The sequence below is a fragment of the Thalassospira sp. B30-1 genome, from assembly GCF_015767575.1.
Classification (GTDB): Bacteria; Pseudomonadota; Alphaproteobacteria; order Rhodospirillales; family Thalassospiraceae; genus Thalassospira; species Thalassospira xiamenensis.
Genome location: NZ_CP065232.1, coordinates 4712975 through 4729888 on the forward strand (window position 1 = coordinate 4712975; position 16914 = coordinate 4729888).

A 16914-nucleotide genomic window follows, 5' to 3' on the forward strand; every position below is an offset into this window, starting at 1 on the left:
GCGGTGTTGTGGAGGGGGCGTGGGCGTTGGGCGTTTGCCCGAGGGATGCTCAAGGGCTCCGGGGGCTCAGGGGGGATTCGTCGGGCATTCTCTCAGGTTATTGGGCCGGGATGGCTGCGGTCAAGGTGCTGTTGGTCGGGGCGGTTTTGGAGATGAAGTCGATCACGCGATTGACCGCATTGTCGATATCCTCGTTCAGGATGCCGTGCCGGTCGGATGCCAGCATCTGGATATCCAGTTTGCTGCATCCTGTGGCGTGGCGTTTGATCAGGGTGGCACTGGCGGGGTCAACCACCTGATCGCCGTCGCCCTGCAAAATCAGGATCGGACAGGCGATATCGGGCAGACGGTTTTGCATTTCGGCAACCGCCAGGCGCAGGTTGTGCAGGCCGCCAATCGGGATGTTGCGGTAATTGATATCGGGATGTTCGGATTCGTTAAGCCGGAAACTGAGCATTTCCTGTGCCGAAGGTACCCAGCCCATCAGTTTGTTGGCACCATAAAGCAACGGCACAAACATCAGGTTGCGGTTTCGGAATTTAAGCGGTGTTGATGCCACGACGAGCCCGGCCAGTTTTTCGGGCCGGTCGGCTGCCAGAATAGCCGACAGCGCCCCGCCGGTTGAAAAACCGACAACAATGATGTTGTCGCAAAAGGCCGACATGATTTCATAGCCGCGCCGAACCGATGCCAGCCAGTCACCCCATGTGCGTTTTTGCAATTCATGCGGTGATGTGCCGTGCCCGGCAAGGCGCACCCCCATTACGGCATAATCGCGCGCGGCCAGCCGATCCCCAAGATTGCGAAGTTCGGCCGGAGAGGCAAGGAAGCCATGCACGACCAGAACGCCGGTGGTAAAATGTTCGTTGCCATTGGGCAGCAATAGATAGGGGCGGCTATCGGCGGTGGCGGTTTCCTGATCGTTGATTGAGGCATATTTCGGTTTTTGATATTTCGCGCGGTTCCATTGCCATGCGCGGATTTCATCATCAAACCGGCGTTTGGCAAAATCGCGCGGTGTCAGGTGATCGACTTCGTCCCGCGCCTTTTCAAGCGCAGTCCAGGCCGCATTGATCGGGGCCATTTCATTGGCATAGACCATCACCGGATTGTCCATGCGGATCTGGTCAAAAGTGGCTTCTTCCTGCAATTTCGGCAGGAAGCAATATTTGCCATCAGCGCGTTCGATCAGGCCAAGTTGTACGGCGGCATCGATATATTCGCGGATCTGCGGGCATTTCAGATCAAAGATGCCAATATAATCTGCCGGGTTGCGCATGCCGCGATGCAGATGAACGCCTTCGGCCTGCTGGACATTTTTGATCGCCAGATAAAGGGTGCGGTCGAAATGGGCGATATCGACCTCGGTCACGCCATCGGCCAGCCACATCATGATCAGGCGCGATGCCAGATGACTGACATTGAGCGTGAGGTTCGAATACATCACCGCCATGCAATGATCGCGAAGCGGGCTGATATGGCGGGTAATGGCGTATTGCGTGATGCGATCAGGAATCTTTTCAAGCGTCTTGGCCGGGCGGAACAGATCATCGATGCAGGTCGCGGTTTCAACCCGATGGGCCAGCATACGCCGATCAATCCAGTTGAATTGATGGCGTGGATCAACCGGATCGCCAAGCCGGATATCCATATCTGTGCGTTTAAACAGAAGATTGCCTTCGATAATCAGTTCTTCGGCCATCTTGGGGCTAAGCCCGCCGGCGAAAAGATCGGCACCGCGCGCCAGCAGGTTCTGATCAACGCGGAGCGGATGGAAGGTGATGTTGGCGGGAAACATCAGGGTCGGCTTGGCAAGGGCGGCTTTGAGAATTTCGGGCGTGGTATCAATCGCAGTTGCCCAGCGATCAAGTTCATCGTGTTTGCCTTTGTCCAGCAGCATCGACAAACCGGTTTTAAAACCATCGATGCAAAGTGCGAGCAGGGCCGCGCCGCTATGATGGGCGCGCCGTTGATCGGCGGAGCGGGAATAGATGCTGTAATCCGGGCGTTTGGGATGCGGGCGTTCGGCGGCCAGAACGCGCCGGTCCTTGACCATGCCGCCTTCGGGAAAGATTACGACCTTACCGCCGCGCAGGATTTCTTCGGCAAGGAACGGCAGCAGACGTTCGTAATCATTGGGTACACCGCCAAGAGCCCGCAAGTACCGAGAAAATTTGTTGTCTTCGACGAAAAACTCGCCCGACGCGATGGACCGGCAAAACACCCCGGTTTCAAGCGCGATCAGATATTGCGGGATAAAGGTTTCAAACCGGGCGAAATGGTTGAACATGAAAATGTCGCCCTGGGCCAGATGATCGCGGTCGCCATGCATCTTGATGTTGATGTCGACCTTGGCGCGCAGTGCGGTCATGGCCCTGAGGGTCCATTCGCAAGTCTGGTTGCGGATCGCGAATTGTTCGCGTTCGATTTCCCGGAAATTCTGATGCATGGGTGATTTCGCCCCGAAGGCCTGAATGCCAAATTGATCGGCGTTATGATTAACTGGTGTCGTTTCCTTTAGGTCCTGATGCCTGAAACAGATATGTGTTTTCCCAATGGGTTTGAGAAGGCCAGCTACACGCATCAGGCGAACAATCTGTGGCACGCATCTTTGCGTATCCCTATAATCGTTACGATACGTTAAATTACTGTTCTGTCCGGATAGCAGGCCATTTCGCCCCAAATATGGCCGTCAAATGCAACCGTCCGGTGCAACATGATCCCGCCCCGTCATGAAAACTGGAAAATCCGTGCTGCCACCAACCGCCGAGCCATCCCGGAAATCGATCTTTCAGGATCGCAACTTTGTCCTGTTTCTGATCGGGCAATGCATCACCACACAAGGACTTTGGGTGCAGAAAATCGCCATGTCGTGGTTGGCATGGTCATTGACCGGGTCGGCATTCTGGACAGGGTTGATTGCGGCACTTAATTTCGCCCCGGCTTTTATTCTGGGGCCGGTTTTCGGCGTGATGGCGGATCGGGTCAATCTACGCAAAACGGCGGTGACATTGAACCTTATGATGGCGGCGACGGCATTTCTGTTGATGATGCTGTCGATGGCAGGGCAAATCAATCTGTTCTGGATGGTGGTTCTGGCCGGGGCGAACGGGGTTTTGGCCAGTGCGATGACGCCCATTCGGCTTTCACTGGTGCCGGTGATTGTTCAACGCGAATTCATGAGCCGGGCGGTGGCCTATGCCGCGATGAATTTCAATATTTCACGTCTGGTCGGCCCAGCGGTGGGTGGTGTCGTGATCGCGACATGGGGAACCGGGGCGGCATTCATGATCAATGCGGCATCCTATATCCCGATGATCTTTGTTCTGGCGACTGTCAAAATCCATGTTGAACGGGCACCCGATGCCAAAAGCAAACGGGTGCTGGCGGCCCTTGTCGACGGGGCCAACTACGCCCTTCATCACCCGATGATCCGGTCTGTTCTGGCGCTATCGTGTTTTGTCGCACTGGTCGGAACCGGGATGGTCGAACTGATGCCGGTCTTCGCCGAGGCGGTTTATGACCGCGGCGTCACCGGGCTTGGCATGCTGGCATCGGCAAGCGGGGTTGGCGCAGTTGCATCGACATTCATGTTGTCGCGGGTCAGATCCGATCCGGCCGCCTTTCAGCGGGTGACGGTTATCGGGGCCTTTGCCGCCGGATGCGGCATGCTGGGGCTTGGTTTTGCACCGTGGTACGAGCTTGCCGTGGTTCTGGTTGCGATTACCGGTTTTGGTTTGACGGCGGTCGGGGTTGGGTCGCAAACCGCATTGCAATTGACGGTGGATAACAAGCTGCGCGGTCGGGTGATGAGCTTCTGGAGTGCGACAAGCTTTGGCGGGATTGCCTTGGGCGGCACGATGCTGGGTGCGATATCGGAGGCCGGACACATTCAATATACCGCACGTGGATCAGGGATATTGATTTTGTGCGCGGCGGTTTTCGGGTTTTGGCGCTTGTATCGCATTGCGACAAATAGTTCGAAACCTGCCACAGAAACGGCAAAATGATCTTGTTTTTCGGGGCTCTTTGTAAACGCTTGTTTAAAACTCGTCGGGTTAGGGTGACGGATCATTTTGCATTTCTTGGGGGAATATCGCATGCGGCTGGCGGTCGTTATCGGATTTTGTATGCTTGTATCGGGATGCTTTGCATCTGCAAGTACGCCAAAACCCAATAGCGGCCTTGAAAGTGACGGCGTTTCGACCGTGACCAATGTCAGCTTGCCGTCATCGCGTCTGTTGCCCTTTGCCCCCACCGACGAATTTTTGCAATGCGTGCCTTATGCGCGTGCTGTGTCGGGCATTGAAATTTATGGCGATGCCTGGACATGGTGGGATCAGGCGAAAAATACCTATAACCGGGGCAAAAAACCCGAAGTCGGTGCGGTTCTGGCGCTGAAGAAGACATCGCGGTTGAGATACGGGCATGTGGCGGTGGTTGCCGCCATCCTCGACAGTCGCAAGATCATGGTCAATCATGCCAACTGGGGCAGCGATTCGCGTACGCGGGGCAAGGTGCATTATCGCCAGCCGGTTGTGGATGTTTCGCCCAATAATGACTGGTCCGAAGTGCGGATGATGAACACGATCGGCACATTCGGTCGGGTTTATCCGGCACATGGCTTTATCTATCAGCCACACGAAACCGCCGAAGCCCACTAGATTTTCCGTCCTTTTCCTGCCTGCTTCCCTCTTCCTGCTTTCCTGACCCGTTTATAAAAAAGGCGAAGGCCCAACTGAGGGGCGCTTCGCCAAGGGGAACCTTGCGCGGGTGGGGCGCACAAGTTCGGGGGTTGATGTGGATATTTTCAGGCCGCCGATGTCGGAACCGGACCAAGCGCTGTAAACAGGGCGGTATCGCTATCTTCTTCCGGGTTTGGTGTGGTCAAAAGTTTTTCGCCGTAGAACACCGAATTGGCCCCGGCCATCAGGCACATGATCTGGGCTTCGCGGGTAAGGTCGGTACGCCCGGCCGAAAGGCGGACGGTGGATTTCGGCATGGTGATGCGGGCGGTTGCGACCATGCGAACCAGTTCAAGGGCATCGACGGGCTCGCGGTCGGCAAGCGGTGTTCCGGCCACTGGTACCAGTGCGTTGATTGGTACACTTTCGGGATGTGGCGCGAAACCGGCGAGGACATGGAGCATTGATGCGCGGTCGCGGATGCTTTCGCCCATGCCGATGATCCCGCCGCAACACAGGTCAATCCCGGCACCGCGCACGGCAGCCAGCGTATCGAGCCGGTCCTGATAGGTCCGGGTGGAGATGATCTGGCTGTAATATTCCGGACTGGTATCAAGATTGTGGTTATAGGCGGTGAGGCCAGCCCCGGCGAGGCGTTCGGCATGGCGGGTTTCGAGCATGCCAAGGGTAACGCAGGCCTCCATGCCGAGATTGCGGACACCGCGCACCATTTCGATCACGGCATCAAAGGCCGCACCATCGCGCACGCGTCGCCATGCGGCCCCCATGCAGAAACGATCCGCCCCGGCGGCCTTGGCACGCGCCGCCATTTTCAAAACCATACCGGGGTCCATCAACTGTTCCCTGCCCAGCTTGACCTCGCGGTGGTGGGCTGATTGCGGGCAATAGGCGCAATCTTCGGGGCAGCCGCCGGTTTTGATCGACAGCAGGCTGGCCTTTTGCACGGCATTGGGATCGTGATGGGTGCGATGGACCGCGCTGGCGCGGCCCATCAGTTCAAGCAGGGGCAGGCGATAGATCGCCTCGATCTCGTCCACCGTCCAGTCGTGACGGATGGTTTGATCAATTGCCGGGTTTTGTGCGGGAAGGCTGTTCATCAGGCGGTGCCGCCTTTGTTGCGTTTGATGAAGCGGGTGCAGGCGGCGCTGCCAAGGGCAACGAGGGAGATTTTGATGGTGTCGCCCAGAATGAACGGGGTGAAGCCGTATTCAGCAACCTTTTCAAGCGGCACAAAGGCGGCAAGCCATGCCAGACCCAGAACATAGACCGGGATCATACCGGCCATCATGATGCCAAAACGCGCCAGCGTACCGCGCCCCTGTGCCAGTGCGCCGACCAGCCATGAGGCAATCAGATAACCCAGCAGATAGCCGCCGGTCGGCCCGGCCATATAGGCAAGCCCGATGCCACGTTCCGGCGTTCCGGCAAAGACCGGCAAGCCAGCCGCACCCGCCGCCAGATAACCCAGCATGGTGGCACAGGCGACGCGTGGGCCGGTGGCGAGTGCAATAGCCATGATCGCCATGGTTTGCAGGGTCATTGGCACCGGCCAGAAGGGAACGGTGATTTTGGCGCTGGCGGTCAGGATGGCGACACCGGCCAGAACCATCAGGCTATATTTCATTCCTATCGAGATGCGGGTTTCGGCCGGTTTAGAGACTGCATTGCTCATGGTGATTTCATCCTCCTCTGGATCGCATTCAAAATTATAGATAAAAAACGAATCTCATCTATTAATTACGCCGTGATCGGAGGGTGAAATCAATCCCCAAAATAGATAATCGGATGAAATTGGCCGATATTTGCGGAAATGTATCGTTAGTATATTGATTTATATGTTATATTTTTATCTATAAAATTGGAGATTTGCACATAAACAGGCGTCCTGCATTGCCAAAACGCAGGCAGGAACAGGTTCGAACCGTGGATTTTGGGTTCGGGAGACAGTTCTGGAAGGGGTCAGGAAAGGGTTTGCGGGCGGATTTTAGGCCCCGGTTTGGTGCCGATCCATTTGACGTGACGCGCAAGGGTGGCGGCAGAAATGTCAAACTGCCGTTCGCGGAGCGCCTTCAGGATGGCGCGGTGATCCTGATCGGTCGGGGCTTCCCATTCCATGCGGAAGCCGGAAAACAGGAAGCGGGCACTTGCGGCATGCAGATCGTCAATGGTTGCCAGCAGGCGGGGCATGCCGCACGGGGTCAGGATGAGGCGGTGGAAGGCGCGATTGGCTTCTTCCCATGCCCGGACATCGGGGGCATTTTCGCCCGCACGGTTGATCGCCTCTGCCTCGTCGAGAATGGCGCTGGTCAGGTGCGGGGCGGCATGGCGAAGGGCGAGGACTTCGAGGGATGCGCGCATTTCAGCGACTTCGCGGACTTCTGCGATATCAAAGCTGGCAACCCCGCACACCGCGGCGCGGTTCGCTGACGACCAGCCCCTGTGCTTCGAGGCGGCGAAAGGCTTCGCGCACTGGCACGTGGCTTGCGCCGAATTCCTCGGCAAAATGGTCTTGGCGCAACTTCGTACCCGGTGCGATATGCCCGGCGATGATGCGGTCAGCCAGTTCGCGGGTGATCCTGCCTGTAACGGTATTGTCCATGTCGCTTTTCATGATTTTATAGATAATTTGCGCGCCCGATTTTGTCGAGCACGCATATCCGTAACCGGTAAATTAATCGCGCGATATCAGAAGGTTTGTTTAGCAGTCCGGTGCACAATGTTCGTCAGGCATATCGGCGAATGCTTCGCGCAATGCCTGCGACCATGCGTCCGAAAGGGCTTTGAACCCGGCATCTTCGGCATCAATCCGGCGATGTTCGGAGAAATGGCACGATCCTTCGGGTAGGACGGCAAGATCAAGCGGCATGCCGACCGACAGGTTGGATCGCAATGTTGAATCCATCGACAGCAATGCGGCTTTGACGCCGTCGGCAATCGGCGTTTCCGGGGTGATCACGCGATCAAGGATCGGTTTGCCGTATTTATGTTCGCCGATCTGAAGGTAAGGCGTGTCTTCGGTGGCCTCTATAAAGTTGCCCGCCGCATAGACCAGAAACAGGCGTTGTGCCCCGCCCTTGCGCTGCCCGCCGACCATGATCGAGGCCGAGCTGCTTTCCTTGCGTTGTTCGAGCGTGTCCTGATATTTGTGCTGCACTTTCTGCATCGCCTCGCCCATCAGTTCGGCAACGCGGAACATGCTGGGTGCGCTCAGGATACAGTCGCCCGGTTCGGTTTCCGGGTTGTCGATGGCTTCCTGCAGGGTGCTCATGACTGCCTGCGTGATCGCGAGGTTGCCCGCAGTCAGCGCCACGATGGCGCGTTCACCGGGTACTTCCCAAGTGAACATCTTGCGATAACGCGAAATGTTATCAAGCCCGGCATTGGTTCGGGTGTCGGAGAGGAACACCATCCCCTCATCAAGCATCAAGCCCACGCAGTAGGTCATATTCTATTCTCGGGTCCGGCTATTGCTGTGATTGCGCAACGATGACTGTTACATCCAAATCCTCGTTTGCACCACCAGTATGTACACCCCGTATAGGTGTGGCACCCTGTGCATCAAGTCCAGACCCCAGACGAATATAATAATCGGTCGGGCAGCAGCGGTTTGCCGGATCAAACCCGACCCAGCCCAGTTCGGGCAAATGCAGTTCCGCCCACGCATGGGATGCTTCGTGTGATTTGCCATCCTGATCGGCAAACAGATAACCCGATACATAGCGTGCGGGAATGCCAAGATGGCGGGCGGCCGAAATCATGACATGGGCGTGGTCCTGACAGACGCCCTGACCATCGGCCAAGGCGTCGGCGGCGGTGGTATGGACATGGGTGCTGCCCGGGACATAGGCGACGGCATCGGACACGGCTGCCGAAAGGGCGTGGGCCCGTTCAAGCAGGTTATCCGGGCTGGTTTTCTTTTCGACTTTGGCGGCGAGTTTGCGGATCGCGGCACTGGATTTTGTTACGGGCGTTGAACGCAGGAACACGGTTGGAAAGGCGCGTTCCTTATGCCCGCGAAGCATGCCTGTGGTATCGGTGGTTTCGACTTCTCCGGACACAACGACATCAACAGAATCAACTGGCCCGGTTGCGGTCAGCGTGCTGATGGTGTCGCCATTGCCATCGACAAATTCTGAATTGATCACGCATCCCTCGGCCTTGATCGACCAGCGGATGATTTTTTGTCCGTCAAACAGGGACGGCGTCAGCTTCAGACTTTGCACGACATAGCGTGCCGACGGGGAAAACCGATAATGGGTGCGGTGTTCAACAGTCAGGCGCATCTTACTGGCCCCCGAAATAATAGGTTTCGGCAATTGCCGATGACAGGGTCTGATTTCGTTTGAGGAAATCAGACAGGAATTCGTGAAGGCCCTGGCTGAAAATTTCGTCCATGCGGGTTTGGGTCAGCAGGGAATATGTTTCGACTGCCAGGCTGTGCACCGGGCTTCGTTGGCCGTAATGGCGGGCCAGATGTTCCAGATGGTTGGTGATCTGTTCCGAACAATGGGCCAGCGACCGGGGACTGAACGGATTGAGGATCAGGAAATGCGCTATGTGATAGGGTGAATAATCATCGCGATAAACCCAATGGAAGGCACGCAGGGATGATGCTGCCCGCAGAACCGTCGTCCATTGATAGTTATCGACCCCGTCGCCGACCATGCTGGTTTCGGGTAGCAGGACATAATATTTCACGTCAAGCAATCGTGCGGTGTTATCGGCGCGTTCGATGAAAATGCCAAGACGGATAAAATCGTACCCGTCGTTGCGCAGGATTGTTGAATCGGTCGCGCCGCGAAACAAGGCACCCTGCCGTTTGACCCAGTCGATGAATTCCGGCAGATCGGTTTTTGCAAGGTTATGCATTGCCGTTCGGCGCAATTCCATCAGGGCATTGTTCAATGCTTCCCACATTTCGGCGGTGATGGCGGTACGCATGGCGCGCGCGTTGGCGCGTGCATTTTCAAAACAGTTCAGGATCGAAGACGAATTATCGCGATTGAAAATCAGATAATCGGCAACCTCGGCCTGACGGAGCGGCATGGCGGGATCGTAACCCTGGGCGCAGCCCGATGCAGACAGGACGGAGGCCCATTCTGACCGGTTACCGTCACCGGCGGCCGGCATCAGGGCCATGCGATAGCCCATTTCCATCAGCCGGGCCATGTTTTCGGCCCGTTCCACGTAACGGGACAACCAGAAAAGGTTGTCTGCTGTACGACTAAGCATGTGACTTCCCTTTCTTCTCTACTCGGCCATGATCCAGGTGTCTTTTACCCCGCCGCCCTGCGACGAGTTGACGACTAGTGATCCTTCGCGCATGGCAACGCGGGTCAGGCCACCCGGCGTCAGCCGGATGTCATCGCCGACAAGGCAGAAGGGCCGGAAATCGACATGGCGCGGGGCGATGCCGCTTTCAACGAAGGTTGGGCAGGCGGAAAGGGCAAGGGTCGGCTGGGCGATGAAATCGCCCGGATCGGCCTTGATGCGCTCGGCATAGGTCGTCTGTTCTTCCTTGGTGGAGGCCGGGCCAACCAGCATGCCGTACCCGCCCGAACCATGGACTTCCTTGACGACCAGTTCGCCAAGATTTTCCAGCACATATTTCAGATCGTCCGGGTTGGCGCATTTCCATGTCGGTACGTTATTCAGGATCGGTTCCTGCCCAAGGTAAAACCGGATCATGTCGGGCACATAGGTATAGATTGCCTTATCGTCGGCAACACCGGCACCCGGTGCCGAACAGATCGCAACCCCGCCTGATCGATAGACATTCATCAGGCCGGGAACGCCCAGCACGGAATCGGGCCGGAAACAGAGCGGATCGATAAAGGCATCGTCGATCCGGCGATAAATCACATCAACCCGGGCGGGCCCGCGCGTTGTGCGCATATAGACGCGGCCTTCGGACACGAACAGATCCTGCCCTTCGACAAGTTCAACACCCATCTGGTCAGCAAGGAAGGAATGTTCGTAATAGGCGCTGTTCATTGCACCCGGTGTAAGGACCACGATATTTGGCTCGCGATCGCACCGTTTGGGCGCGATGCTTTTGAGCGTCTTATGGAGCATGTCCGGATAGCTTTCGACCGGTTCGATCCGTAATTTCGAAAACAGTTCCGGGAACATCCGCATCATGATTTCGCGGTTTTCCAACATATAGGAAACGCCCGACGGGGTGCGGCAGTTATCCTCCAGCACATAGAAATCATCCGGGCCGACGCGCACGACATCAACGCCGACAATGTGGCTATAGACCTTGCGCGGGGGATCGATGCCGATCACGGCCGGCTCAAACGCGGCGTTCCTGAACACCAGATCGGCGGGGATGATCCCGGCCTTGATGATTTCGGCGTTGTGATAGACGTCATACAGGAAGGTGTTGAGCGCGCGTGCGCGCTGCTTGACGCCACGTTCGAGCTTGCGCCATTCCGTGGCGGTGAAAATGCGTGGAATAAGATCGAACGGGATTAGCCGTTCCGGATCGCCACCTTCGCCATAGACCGCGAAGGTGATGCCGATTTTGCGAAAAAGAGTTTCTGCCTCTAGTCGCTTCTGCTGGAGGGTTTCGGGCCCGCTGGCCTCCATCCAGTCAACCAGTGCGCGATAAGGTTCGCGTACTTCATCGTTCATCATCATTTCGTTGAACATGCACACTCCCCTTGCTTATCCTTTGATTAAAGGCGGTGCTGCAAGGGGCGGTCAAGCATGTTCACGGTTGAAATGTTTCTTTTTTCAGCAAAAACAGGATTTGCTGAAAATTTGGGCCGGGTCGTTTAACTGATTGTGCAAAAAACGGGCGTTTTACAGTTCGGTTACGGTTTTGCTGGCCGCAAAACATGGGTGTGATCGGCAGCATACAGGCGGGAATCGGTGAAATCCTTCCGCCCAAAGACCCCGCCCACCATGATCAGAGCCGTCCGGGTGATACCACTACCTTTGACCTTGGCGCGGATATCGCCAAGCGTCCCGTGGATGAATTGCTGATCGGGCCAGGTGACGCGATAGGCGACAACAACCGGGCAATCTTCCCCGTAATGCGGGATCAGATCGCGGACGACATTGACCAGATTATTGATCGAAAGATGCACCGCGAGGGTGGCGCGCGAACGACCCAATTCGGCCAGGCTTTCGCCTTCGGGCATGCAGGATGATCGCATGGCGGTGCGCGTCAGGATGACGGTTTGCGAAATATCGGGCAGGGTCAGCTCTGCCCCAAGTTCGGCGGCAGTGGCGGCATAGGCCGAAACGCCCGGCGTGATGTCATAGGGGATGCCAAGGTCATCCAGACGTCGGATCTGTTCGGCAATCGCGCCATAGATCGACGGATCGCCGGAATGCACGCGCGCGACATCCTGCCCCGCGGCATGTGCCATTTCAATCTCGGCCAGAATTTCATCAAGGTTCATCGGCGCGGTATCAATCACGCGCGCGCCGTCGGGGGCGGATTTGACGATTTCCTCGGGCACGAGTGACCCGGCATAGAGGCAGACCGGGCATTTTTCGATCAGTTTAAGCCCGCGAACGGTGATCAGATCGGGGGCGCCGGGACCGGCACCGATAAAATGAACGGTCATCAGTTTGCCTTATCGTTTTTGGGATCGTTTTTGGGATTATCGAGGCTGTGGACCGGGGCGTTTGCAGCGTCCGGGCCCTTTTTGGCATAGCCGCGCGGGGTATAGACCCAGCTGTTTTCGCCGCGTGTGATATGGCGGCTGTTGCTGGAGCCGACCAGAACGGTGGTCAGCATATCGACCATATCGACTTCAAGTTTCGCAAGCGGAACGACTGTTATCTGTTCGTCAGGGCGGCCAAGCTGTCGACCCAGCACGACCGGTGTTTCCGGCCCGCGATGTTCAAGCAGGATATCGCGGGCTTGTGCCAGAAGATCACGGCGGCGTTTGGATACCGGGTTATAGAAGGCGATGACAAAGTCGCCCTCGCCCGCGGCCTTGAGACGACGCAGGATATCCTCGCGCGGGGTCAGAAGGTCCGAAAGCGATATCGCACAGAAATCATGGCCCAGTGGCGCACCGATCCGTGATGCGGCGGCTTGCAGGGCGGAAATGCCCGGAGATACCTGCACGGCAACGCGGTTCCAGTCAGAACGATCTTCGCGATCCAGCAGTTCAAACACAAGCGTCGCCAGCGCATAAATCCCGGCATCGCCAGACCCGATCAGGGCGACGTCCCTGCCAGTGGCGGCCAGTTCAAGTGCGTGTCTGGCACGGGCCTCTTCGGCGCCAAGGTCGGAATGATGGCAGGATTTGCCGTCAATCAGTGGCCCCAGAAGATCAAGATACATCTGATAACCGACAATATCGGTCGCACGCGCAATCAGGCTGCTGGCTTCGGGACTGCGCCAGCCGGGCTGTCCAGGGCCGATGCCGACAATCGACAAACGTCCCTGCGGACGACCCGATTGCAGCGGATCAATGTCATCGATTGAAAGCCCAATGGCACAGGTGGCCCGTTTTAATTTCTGTTTCGAAACGATCAGCGTGCCGTTCGTGCCGATGGTGGCAAGGGCCGCGCCCTCAGCAACGCCATGGCAGCCGGTTTCGGCAAAGACGATATCGGACGGATTGGCAAGGCGGGGGGCTTCGGCTTCGAGTGTTGCGGCGTCATAGAAACGCGCGGGGACGCCCAGATGATCGGCCAGTGCGTGAACGGCGGCTTCATCGGCCTTAAGATCAATGGATGCCACGCAGGCAACGCTTTGCGCGCTCAGGCCATTTTCGGCGAGGGTTTCGGTGGCGAGTTTGATCAGCTCGTCCGGTTCGCAATGACGTTCGCATCCGACGCCAAGCGCCAGAACCGGCGGGTGATAGACAATCTCGTGATTGTTCTTGTCGTCCCTGTTCGTGTCCATCGCCTTGGCGGTGGTGCGAATGATGACCTTGCCAGTGTCGCTGCGTTCGATATTGCTGTTGGTCAGCCAGGCGGCTGATCCTGCCTCGACCTCGAACCGGGCGGTTTCACCAGCCAGAAGGGCTGCGGTGGCTGGTTTGACAGCCTGCGGATTAGCAAGATGCCAGCCGACCGGCGGTTCATCAAGGGCCAGTCCCAGCATCGCATCGCCCGGCGTGGTGATCGCCGCCTGCCCGCCCAGCCGTTCGGCCAGATCGCGCGCCAGCCGATTGCCACCGTGATGCCCGCCCAGAAGCGGGATGAAGGTGCTGCCGGCCTCGTCGACTGCGATGACGGCGGCGTCCTGCCATTTATCTGCCAGAAGCGGTGCCAGAGCGCGGATCAGGATGCCTGATGTGCAAACGCCGATGATTACATGATCAGTCGAAAATGTTTGTTGCAGATGTGTAATGGTATCCTCGAACGCGACATCGACATCGCTTGTCGAGACGCGTGTGCGCAGGCCGTGGACTGATGCACCCTGCAGGTTTGCGGCAATGCGTTTGGCGGTGGCAAGGGCGCGCTGCGTCAGACAGATGACCGCAATTGGCGCAATCGGGTCCGTCGGCAGGATCGGGTTGGTATTGCTGGCGGTGGGGATATTCGGGGGCGTCATCGCCATGCGTCTCCGCGACGGTGGATCAGGATCATCGAGAAATAGGGTGCTATGGTATCTTCCGGAAGGTCACCAAGCGGGACCATTTTCTGGGTTTCAAGCGTCGCGCGTTCGATATAGCGCGCCCGGTCGGTCAGGCCAAGTTCTTCGATCACCTTGCGGACTTTGGCGAAGTGGCGGCCAAGTTTGATGATGGCAGCCGCATCGGTATCGCCAAGTTGCGCGCGCAGGCGTTCTTCGGACAAGGGTCCCGGAATGACCTGCAACACATCGTTTCTGGCGGCAAGCGGTGCGCCAAGCTGGGCGGCGCAGGCCATCATGGAACTGACACCCGGCACGGTTTGAACCGGATGCCCGGCTTCGGCCAGACGGCCAAACAGATACATGAAGCTGCCATAGAAGAACGGATCGCCTTCGCACAGAACGGCAACGCTTTTTCCGGCTTTCAGATGGTCGCCGATTTCAAGGGCCGCGGCGTCATAGATCGGGTCGGCGGGCTGGCCCATGGTAATGCGGATGGCGATCTCTATCCGTCCTGTGGGGACATGCGGCGTGACGATTTGCCGGGCAAGACTGGCGCCGTCTTCGAGGGCGGGATAGGCAATCACATCTGCCTTTTGCAGTATGTTATAGGCTTTGAGCGTGATTAGGTCGGGTTCGCCCGGCCCGATGCCAAGGCCATAGGCCGTACCCGCCACGGGTAATGCGCTGGCGGGTGTTGTGGCCGCGTCGCTCATGCTTTTACTCCGACATAGTGGGTGACGGGGGCAAGGTTGCTCCAGCCCCTGAAACTGCCGCGTGGAACCAGCCGGGAAACCGACAGGCGCGATAGGGTGCCACCGTTTTTATTGTAAAACCGTAATAATTCTTCTTCGCCTTCCAGCGTGACCGTATTGGCCACCAGCCGCCCATGCATCGGCAGGATATCCCAGCACCGATTCATCAGACTGGATGTCGTGATGCCGCCGCCGACGAAAATCGCATCGGGTGTCGGAAGTTGATCGGCGAAGGCAATCACATCCTCGATCCCCTTTTGGCGGATCATCAGATCGGGTGTACCAAGGCGGATGGCATTTTTTGCGATCAGGTCGCAGCGTTTTGCATCGCGCTCTATGGCGATGGCCTGCCCCCCGGCGCGCATCCATTCGATTGAAACCGAACCGCATCCCGCCCCCAGATCCCAAAGCATGGCATCGCGCCATGGGGCAAGGGATGACAAGGTTTGGGCACGGATTTCGGATTTGGTGATCATCCCGTCATGGATGAAGGCATCATCGGGAAGACCGGCCCCATTGCCCAGAACGCGGCTTTTGGGACCGGCCACCAGATCAATCATGATCAGGTTCAGTGGATCAACCGGTTTGACATCGGGCATTGAGGTTGCCGTGGACTGCCATGTTTGGGCGGTCTGGGTGGTAATGCGTTCTTCTGTACCGCCCAGCCGTTCGCAAATCGTCATATGGCTTTGATCGTAGCCGGCTTCGCACAGCATGACGGCAACCAGTGCCGGGGTGCTGCCATCGGCACTGAGCGTGATCAGTTTGCCGCGCGGGCGCAGGTGCGATCGCAGGATTTCCGGGTCGCGCCCGTGCAATGTGATGACATCGCATTCGGCAAGCGCCCAGCCCATGCGGGCGGCGGCCAGACTGATGCTGGACGGGTGCGGGATCACGTTAATTGATCTGGAACCGAAATAATTAACCAGTGTATTGCCGACACCAAAGAACATCGGGTCGCCACTCGCGAGAATGACCGGGTTCTGATCAAGGCAATCCTCGATCAGGGGCATATTGGCCTCGAACGGGGTGATCCAGCTGTTCTGGGTGGCAATATTTGATCCGGGCAGCATGGCGATGTGGCGTTTGCCGCCAAAAATCACGCTGGCGGTTTCCAGAATCTGACGTGCAATCGTGCTTAGTCCGTCATAACCGTCTTCGCCAATGCCGATCACGGTGATTTTGCCGTTCAAGGGCGATTGTTCGTTCATTTGCCATTCCCCTTGTCAGGGTCGGTGGGTTTTGTGGCCGTGCCATCCGGTGTCTGCCCCGGCGATGCGAGGCGCGCCAATGCGTTAAGCGTTGCCGCGGTGACCGCACTGCCGCCAAACCGGCCGCGCAATGTGACGAACGGGATGTCACCGGCATGGGCAATCAGGGCTTCTTTGCTTTCCTCCGCACCGACAAAGCCCACCGGCATGCCGATGATCAATGCCGGTTTCGCCAGACGGTTCGAAATCAGGGCCTCAAGCAGATGAAAAAGCGCCGTTGGCGCGTTGCCGATGGCAATTATTGCACCATCGATATGATCTGCCCAATCTTCGATGGCGGCAGCCGACCGTGTAGTAGCAAGCTTGGCTGCGCGTTCGGCGTTGCCATCTATATTCAGGGTGCAAATGACCGGGTTCTGTTGGGGCAGAAGGCGGTAAATGATCCCGTGACGGACCATTTCCGCATCACACAGGATCGGTTTGCCATTTTGCAGGGACCTGATTGCTGCGGTCACCACGTCGCCGCCAAAAGCAATCAGATCTCCCTTTTCAACCATGCCACAGGCATGAATGATCCGTACGGCAACCGACCGCAATTCTTCGGGAAAGCGGGCGAGATCGGCTTCGGCTTCGATGGTTGCAAAGCTTTGCCGATAGATTTCCTGCGGGTCCCGCAGATAGTCGAACATCGC

General features: G+C 57.4%; 16 protein-coding genes. 2 read left to right on the forward strand and 14 right to left on the reverse strand.

From position 1 onward, the window contains the following. Window positions 1-97 precede the first annotated feature (97 nt). Complete coding sequence (locus IT971_RS21960; RefSeq protein ID WP_065702165.1) at window positions 98-2449, reverse strand: alpha/beta fold hydrolase; 2352 nt, start codon at window positions 2447-2449, stop codon at window positions 98-100. Between the two features lie 283 nt (window positions 2450-2732). Here IT971_RS21960 and IT971_RS21965 point away from each other — a divergent pair, with 283 nt between their 5' ends. Continuing rightward, complete coding sequence (locus IT971_RS21965) at window positions 2733-4010, forward strand: MFS transporter (protein ID WP_063092192.1); 1278 nt, start codon at window positions 2733-2735, stop codon at window positions 4008-4010. A 90-nt stretch (window positions 4011-4100) separates the two neighbouring features. Next, window positions 4101-4664, forward strand: a complete 564-nt coding sequence (locus IT971_RS21970; protein ID WP_007088400.1) for a CHAP domain-containing protein — start codon at window positions 4101-4103, stop codon at window positions 4662-4664. A gap of 146 nt (window positions 4665-4810) precedes the next feature. Here the strand turns inward: IT971_RS21970 and bioB are convergent, their stop codons facing one another. The 13 genes from bioB to IT971_RS22030 all read right to left on the reverse strand — a co-directional run bounded on the left by bioB (window position 4811) and on the right by IT971_RS22030 (window position 16911). Beyond that, window positions 4811-5803 (reverse strand): biotin synthase BioB, encoded by a 993-nt coding sequence (bioB, locus tag IT971_RS21975; protein ID WP_063092191.1) that lies wholly within the window; start codon window positions 5801-5803, stop codon window positions 4811-4813. Next, window positions 5803-6378: a biotin transporter BioY gene (locus IT971_RS21980; RefSeq protein WP_063092190.1), complete on the reverse strand. Its 576-nt coding sequence runs from the start codon at window positions 6376-6378 to the stop codon at window positions 5803-5805. Before IT971_RS21980 ends, bioB begins: the two co-directional genes overlap by 1 nt. Window positions 6379-6665: 287 nt before the next feature. Next, on the reverse strand, window positions 6666-7115 hold the full coding sequence (locus tag IT971_RS21985; RefSeq protein ID WP_252724167.1) for a GntR family transcriptional regulator: 450 nt from the start codon (window positions 7113-7115) through the stop codon (window positions 6666-6668). Further along, a complete protein-coding gene (locus tag IT971_RS22495; RefSeq protein ID WP_252724168.1) occupies window positions 7093-7305 on the reverse strand; it encodes a GntR family transcriptional regulator in 213 nt (70 codons plus the stop codon). Before IT971_RS22495 ends, IT971_RS21985 begins: the two co-directional genes overlap by 23 nt. 99 nt (window positions 7306-7404) lie before the next feature. Beyond that, window positions 7405-8151 carry a proteasome-type protease gene (locus IT971_RS21990; protein WP_063092188.1) on the reverse strand — a complete coding sequence of 249 codons (747 nt, stop codon included), beginning with the start codon at window positions 8149-8151 and terminating at the stop codon, window positions 7405-7407. A 19-nt stretch (window positions 8152-8170) separates the two neighbouring features. Next, window positions 8171-8989 carry a transglutaminase family protein gene (locus IT971_RS21995; protein ID WP_063092187.1) on the reverse strand — a complete coding sequence of 273 codons (819 nt, stop codon included), beginning with the start codon at window positions 8987-8989 and terminating at the stop codon, window positions 8171-8173. Window position 8990: 1 nt separating this feature from the next. Beyond that, the gene (locus IT971_RS22000; RefSeq protein WP_063092186.1) at window positions 8991-9938 is read right to left on the reverse strand and encodes an alpha-E domain-containing protein; all 948 of its coding nucleotides are present in this window, start codon (window positions 9936-9938) and stop codon (window positions 8991-8993) included. An 18-nt stretch (window positions 9939-9956) separates the two neighbouring features. Beyond that, a complete protein-coding gene (locus tag IT971_RS22005; protein ID WP_063092185.1) occupies window positions 9957-11360 on the reverse strand; it encodes a circularly permuted type 2 ATP-grasp protein in 1404 nt (467 codons plus the stop codon). A 164-nt stretch (window positions 11361-11524) separates the two neighbouring features. Beyond that, window positions 11525-12286, reverse strand: a complete 762-nt coding sequence (cobM, locus tag IT971_RS22010; protein ID WP_063092184.1) for a precorrin-4 C(11)-methyltransferase — start codon at window positions 12284-12286, stop codon at window positions 11525-11527. Then, a complete protein-coding gene (gene cobJ / locus IT971_RS22015; protein ID WP_063092183.1) occupies window positions 12286-14241 on the reverse strand; it encodes a precorrin-3B C(17)-methyltransferase in 1956 nt (651 codons plus the stop codon). Before cobJ ends, cobM begins: the two co-directional genes overlap by 1 nt. After that, a complete protein-coding gene (gene cobI, locus IT971_RS22020; RefSeq protein WP_063092182.1) occupies window positions 14232-14972 on the reverse strand; it encodes a precorrin-2 C(20)-methyltransferase in 741 nt (246 codons plus the stop codon). Before cobI ends, cobJ begins: the two co-directional genes overlap by 10 nt. Then, a complete protein-coding gene (locus IT971_RS22025; protein ID WP_063092181.1) occupies window positions 14969-16222 on the reverse strand; it encodes a bifunctional cobalt-precorrin-7 (C(5))-methyltransferase/cobalt-precorrin-6B (C(15))-methyltransferase in 1254 nt (417 codons plus the stop codon). The genes cobI and IT971_RS22025 overlap by 4 nt, the downstream gene beginning before the upstream one ends. After that, window positions 16219-16911 carry a precorrin-8X methylmutase gene (locus IT971_RS22030; protein WP_063092180.1) on the reverse strand — a complete coding sequence of 231 codons (693 nt, stop codon included), beginning with the start codon at window positions 16909-16911 and terminating at the stop codon, window positions 16219-16221. The genes IT971_RS22025 and IT971_RS22030 overlap by 4 nt, the downstream gene beginning before the upstream one ends. Window positions 16912-16914: the final 3 nt, after the last annotated feature.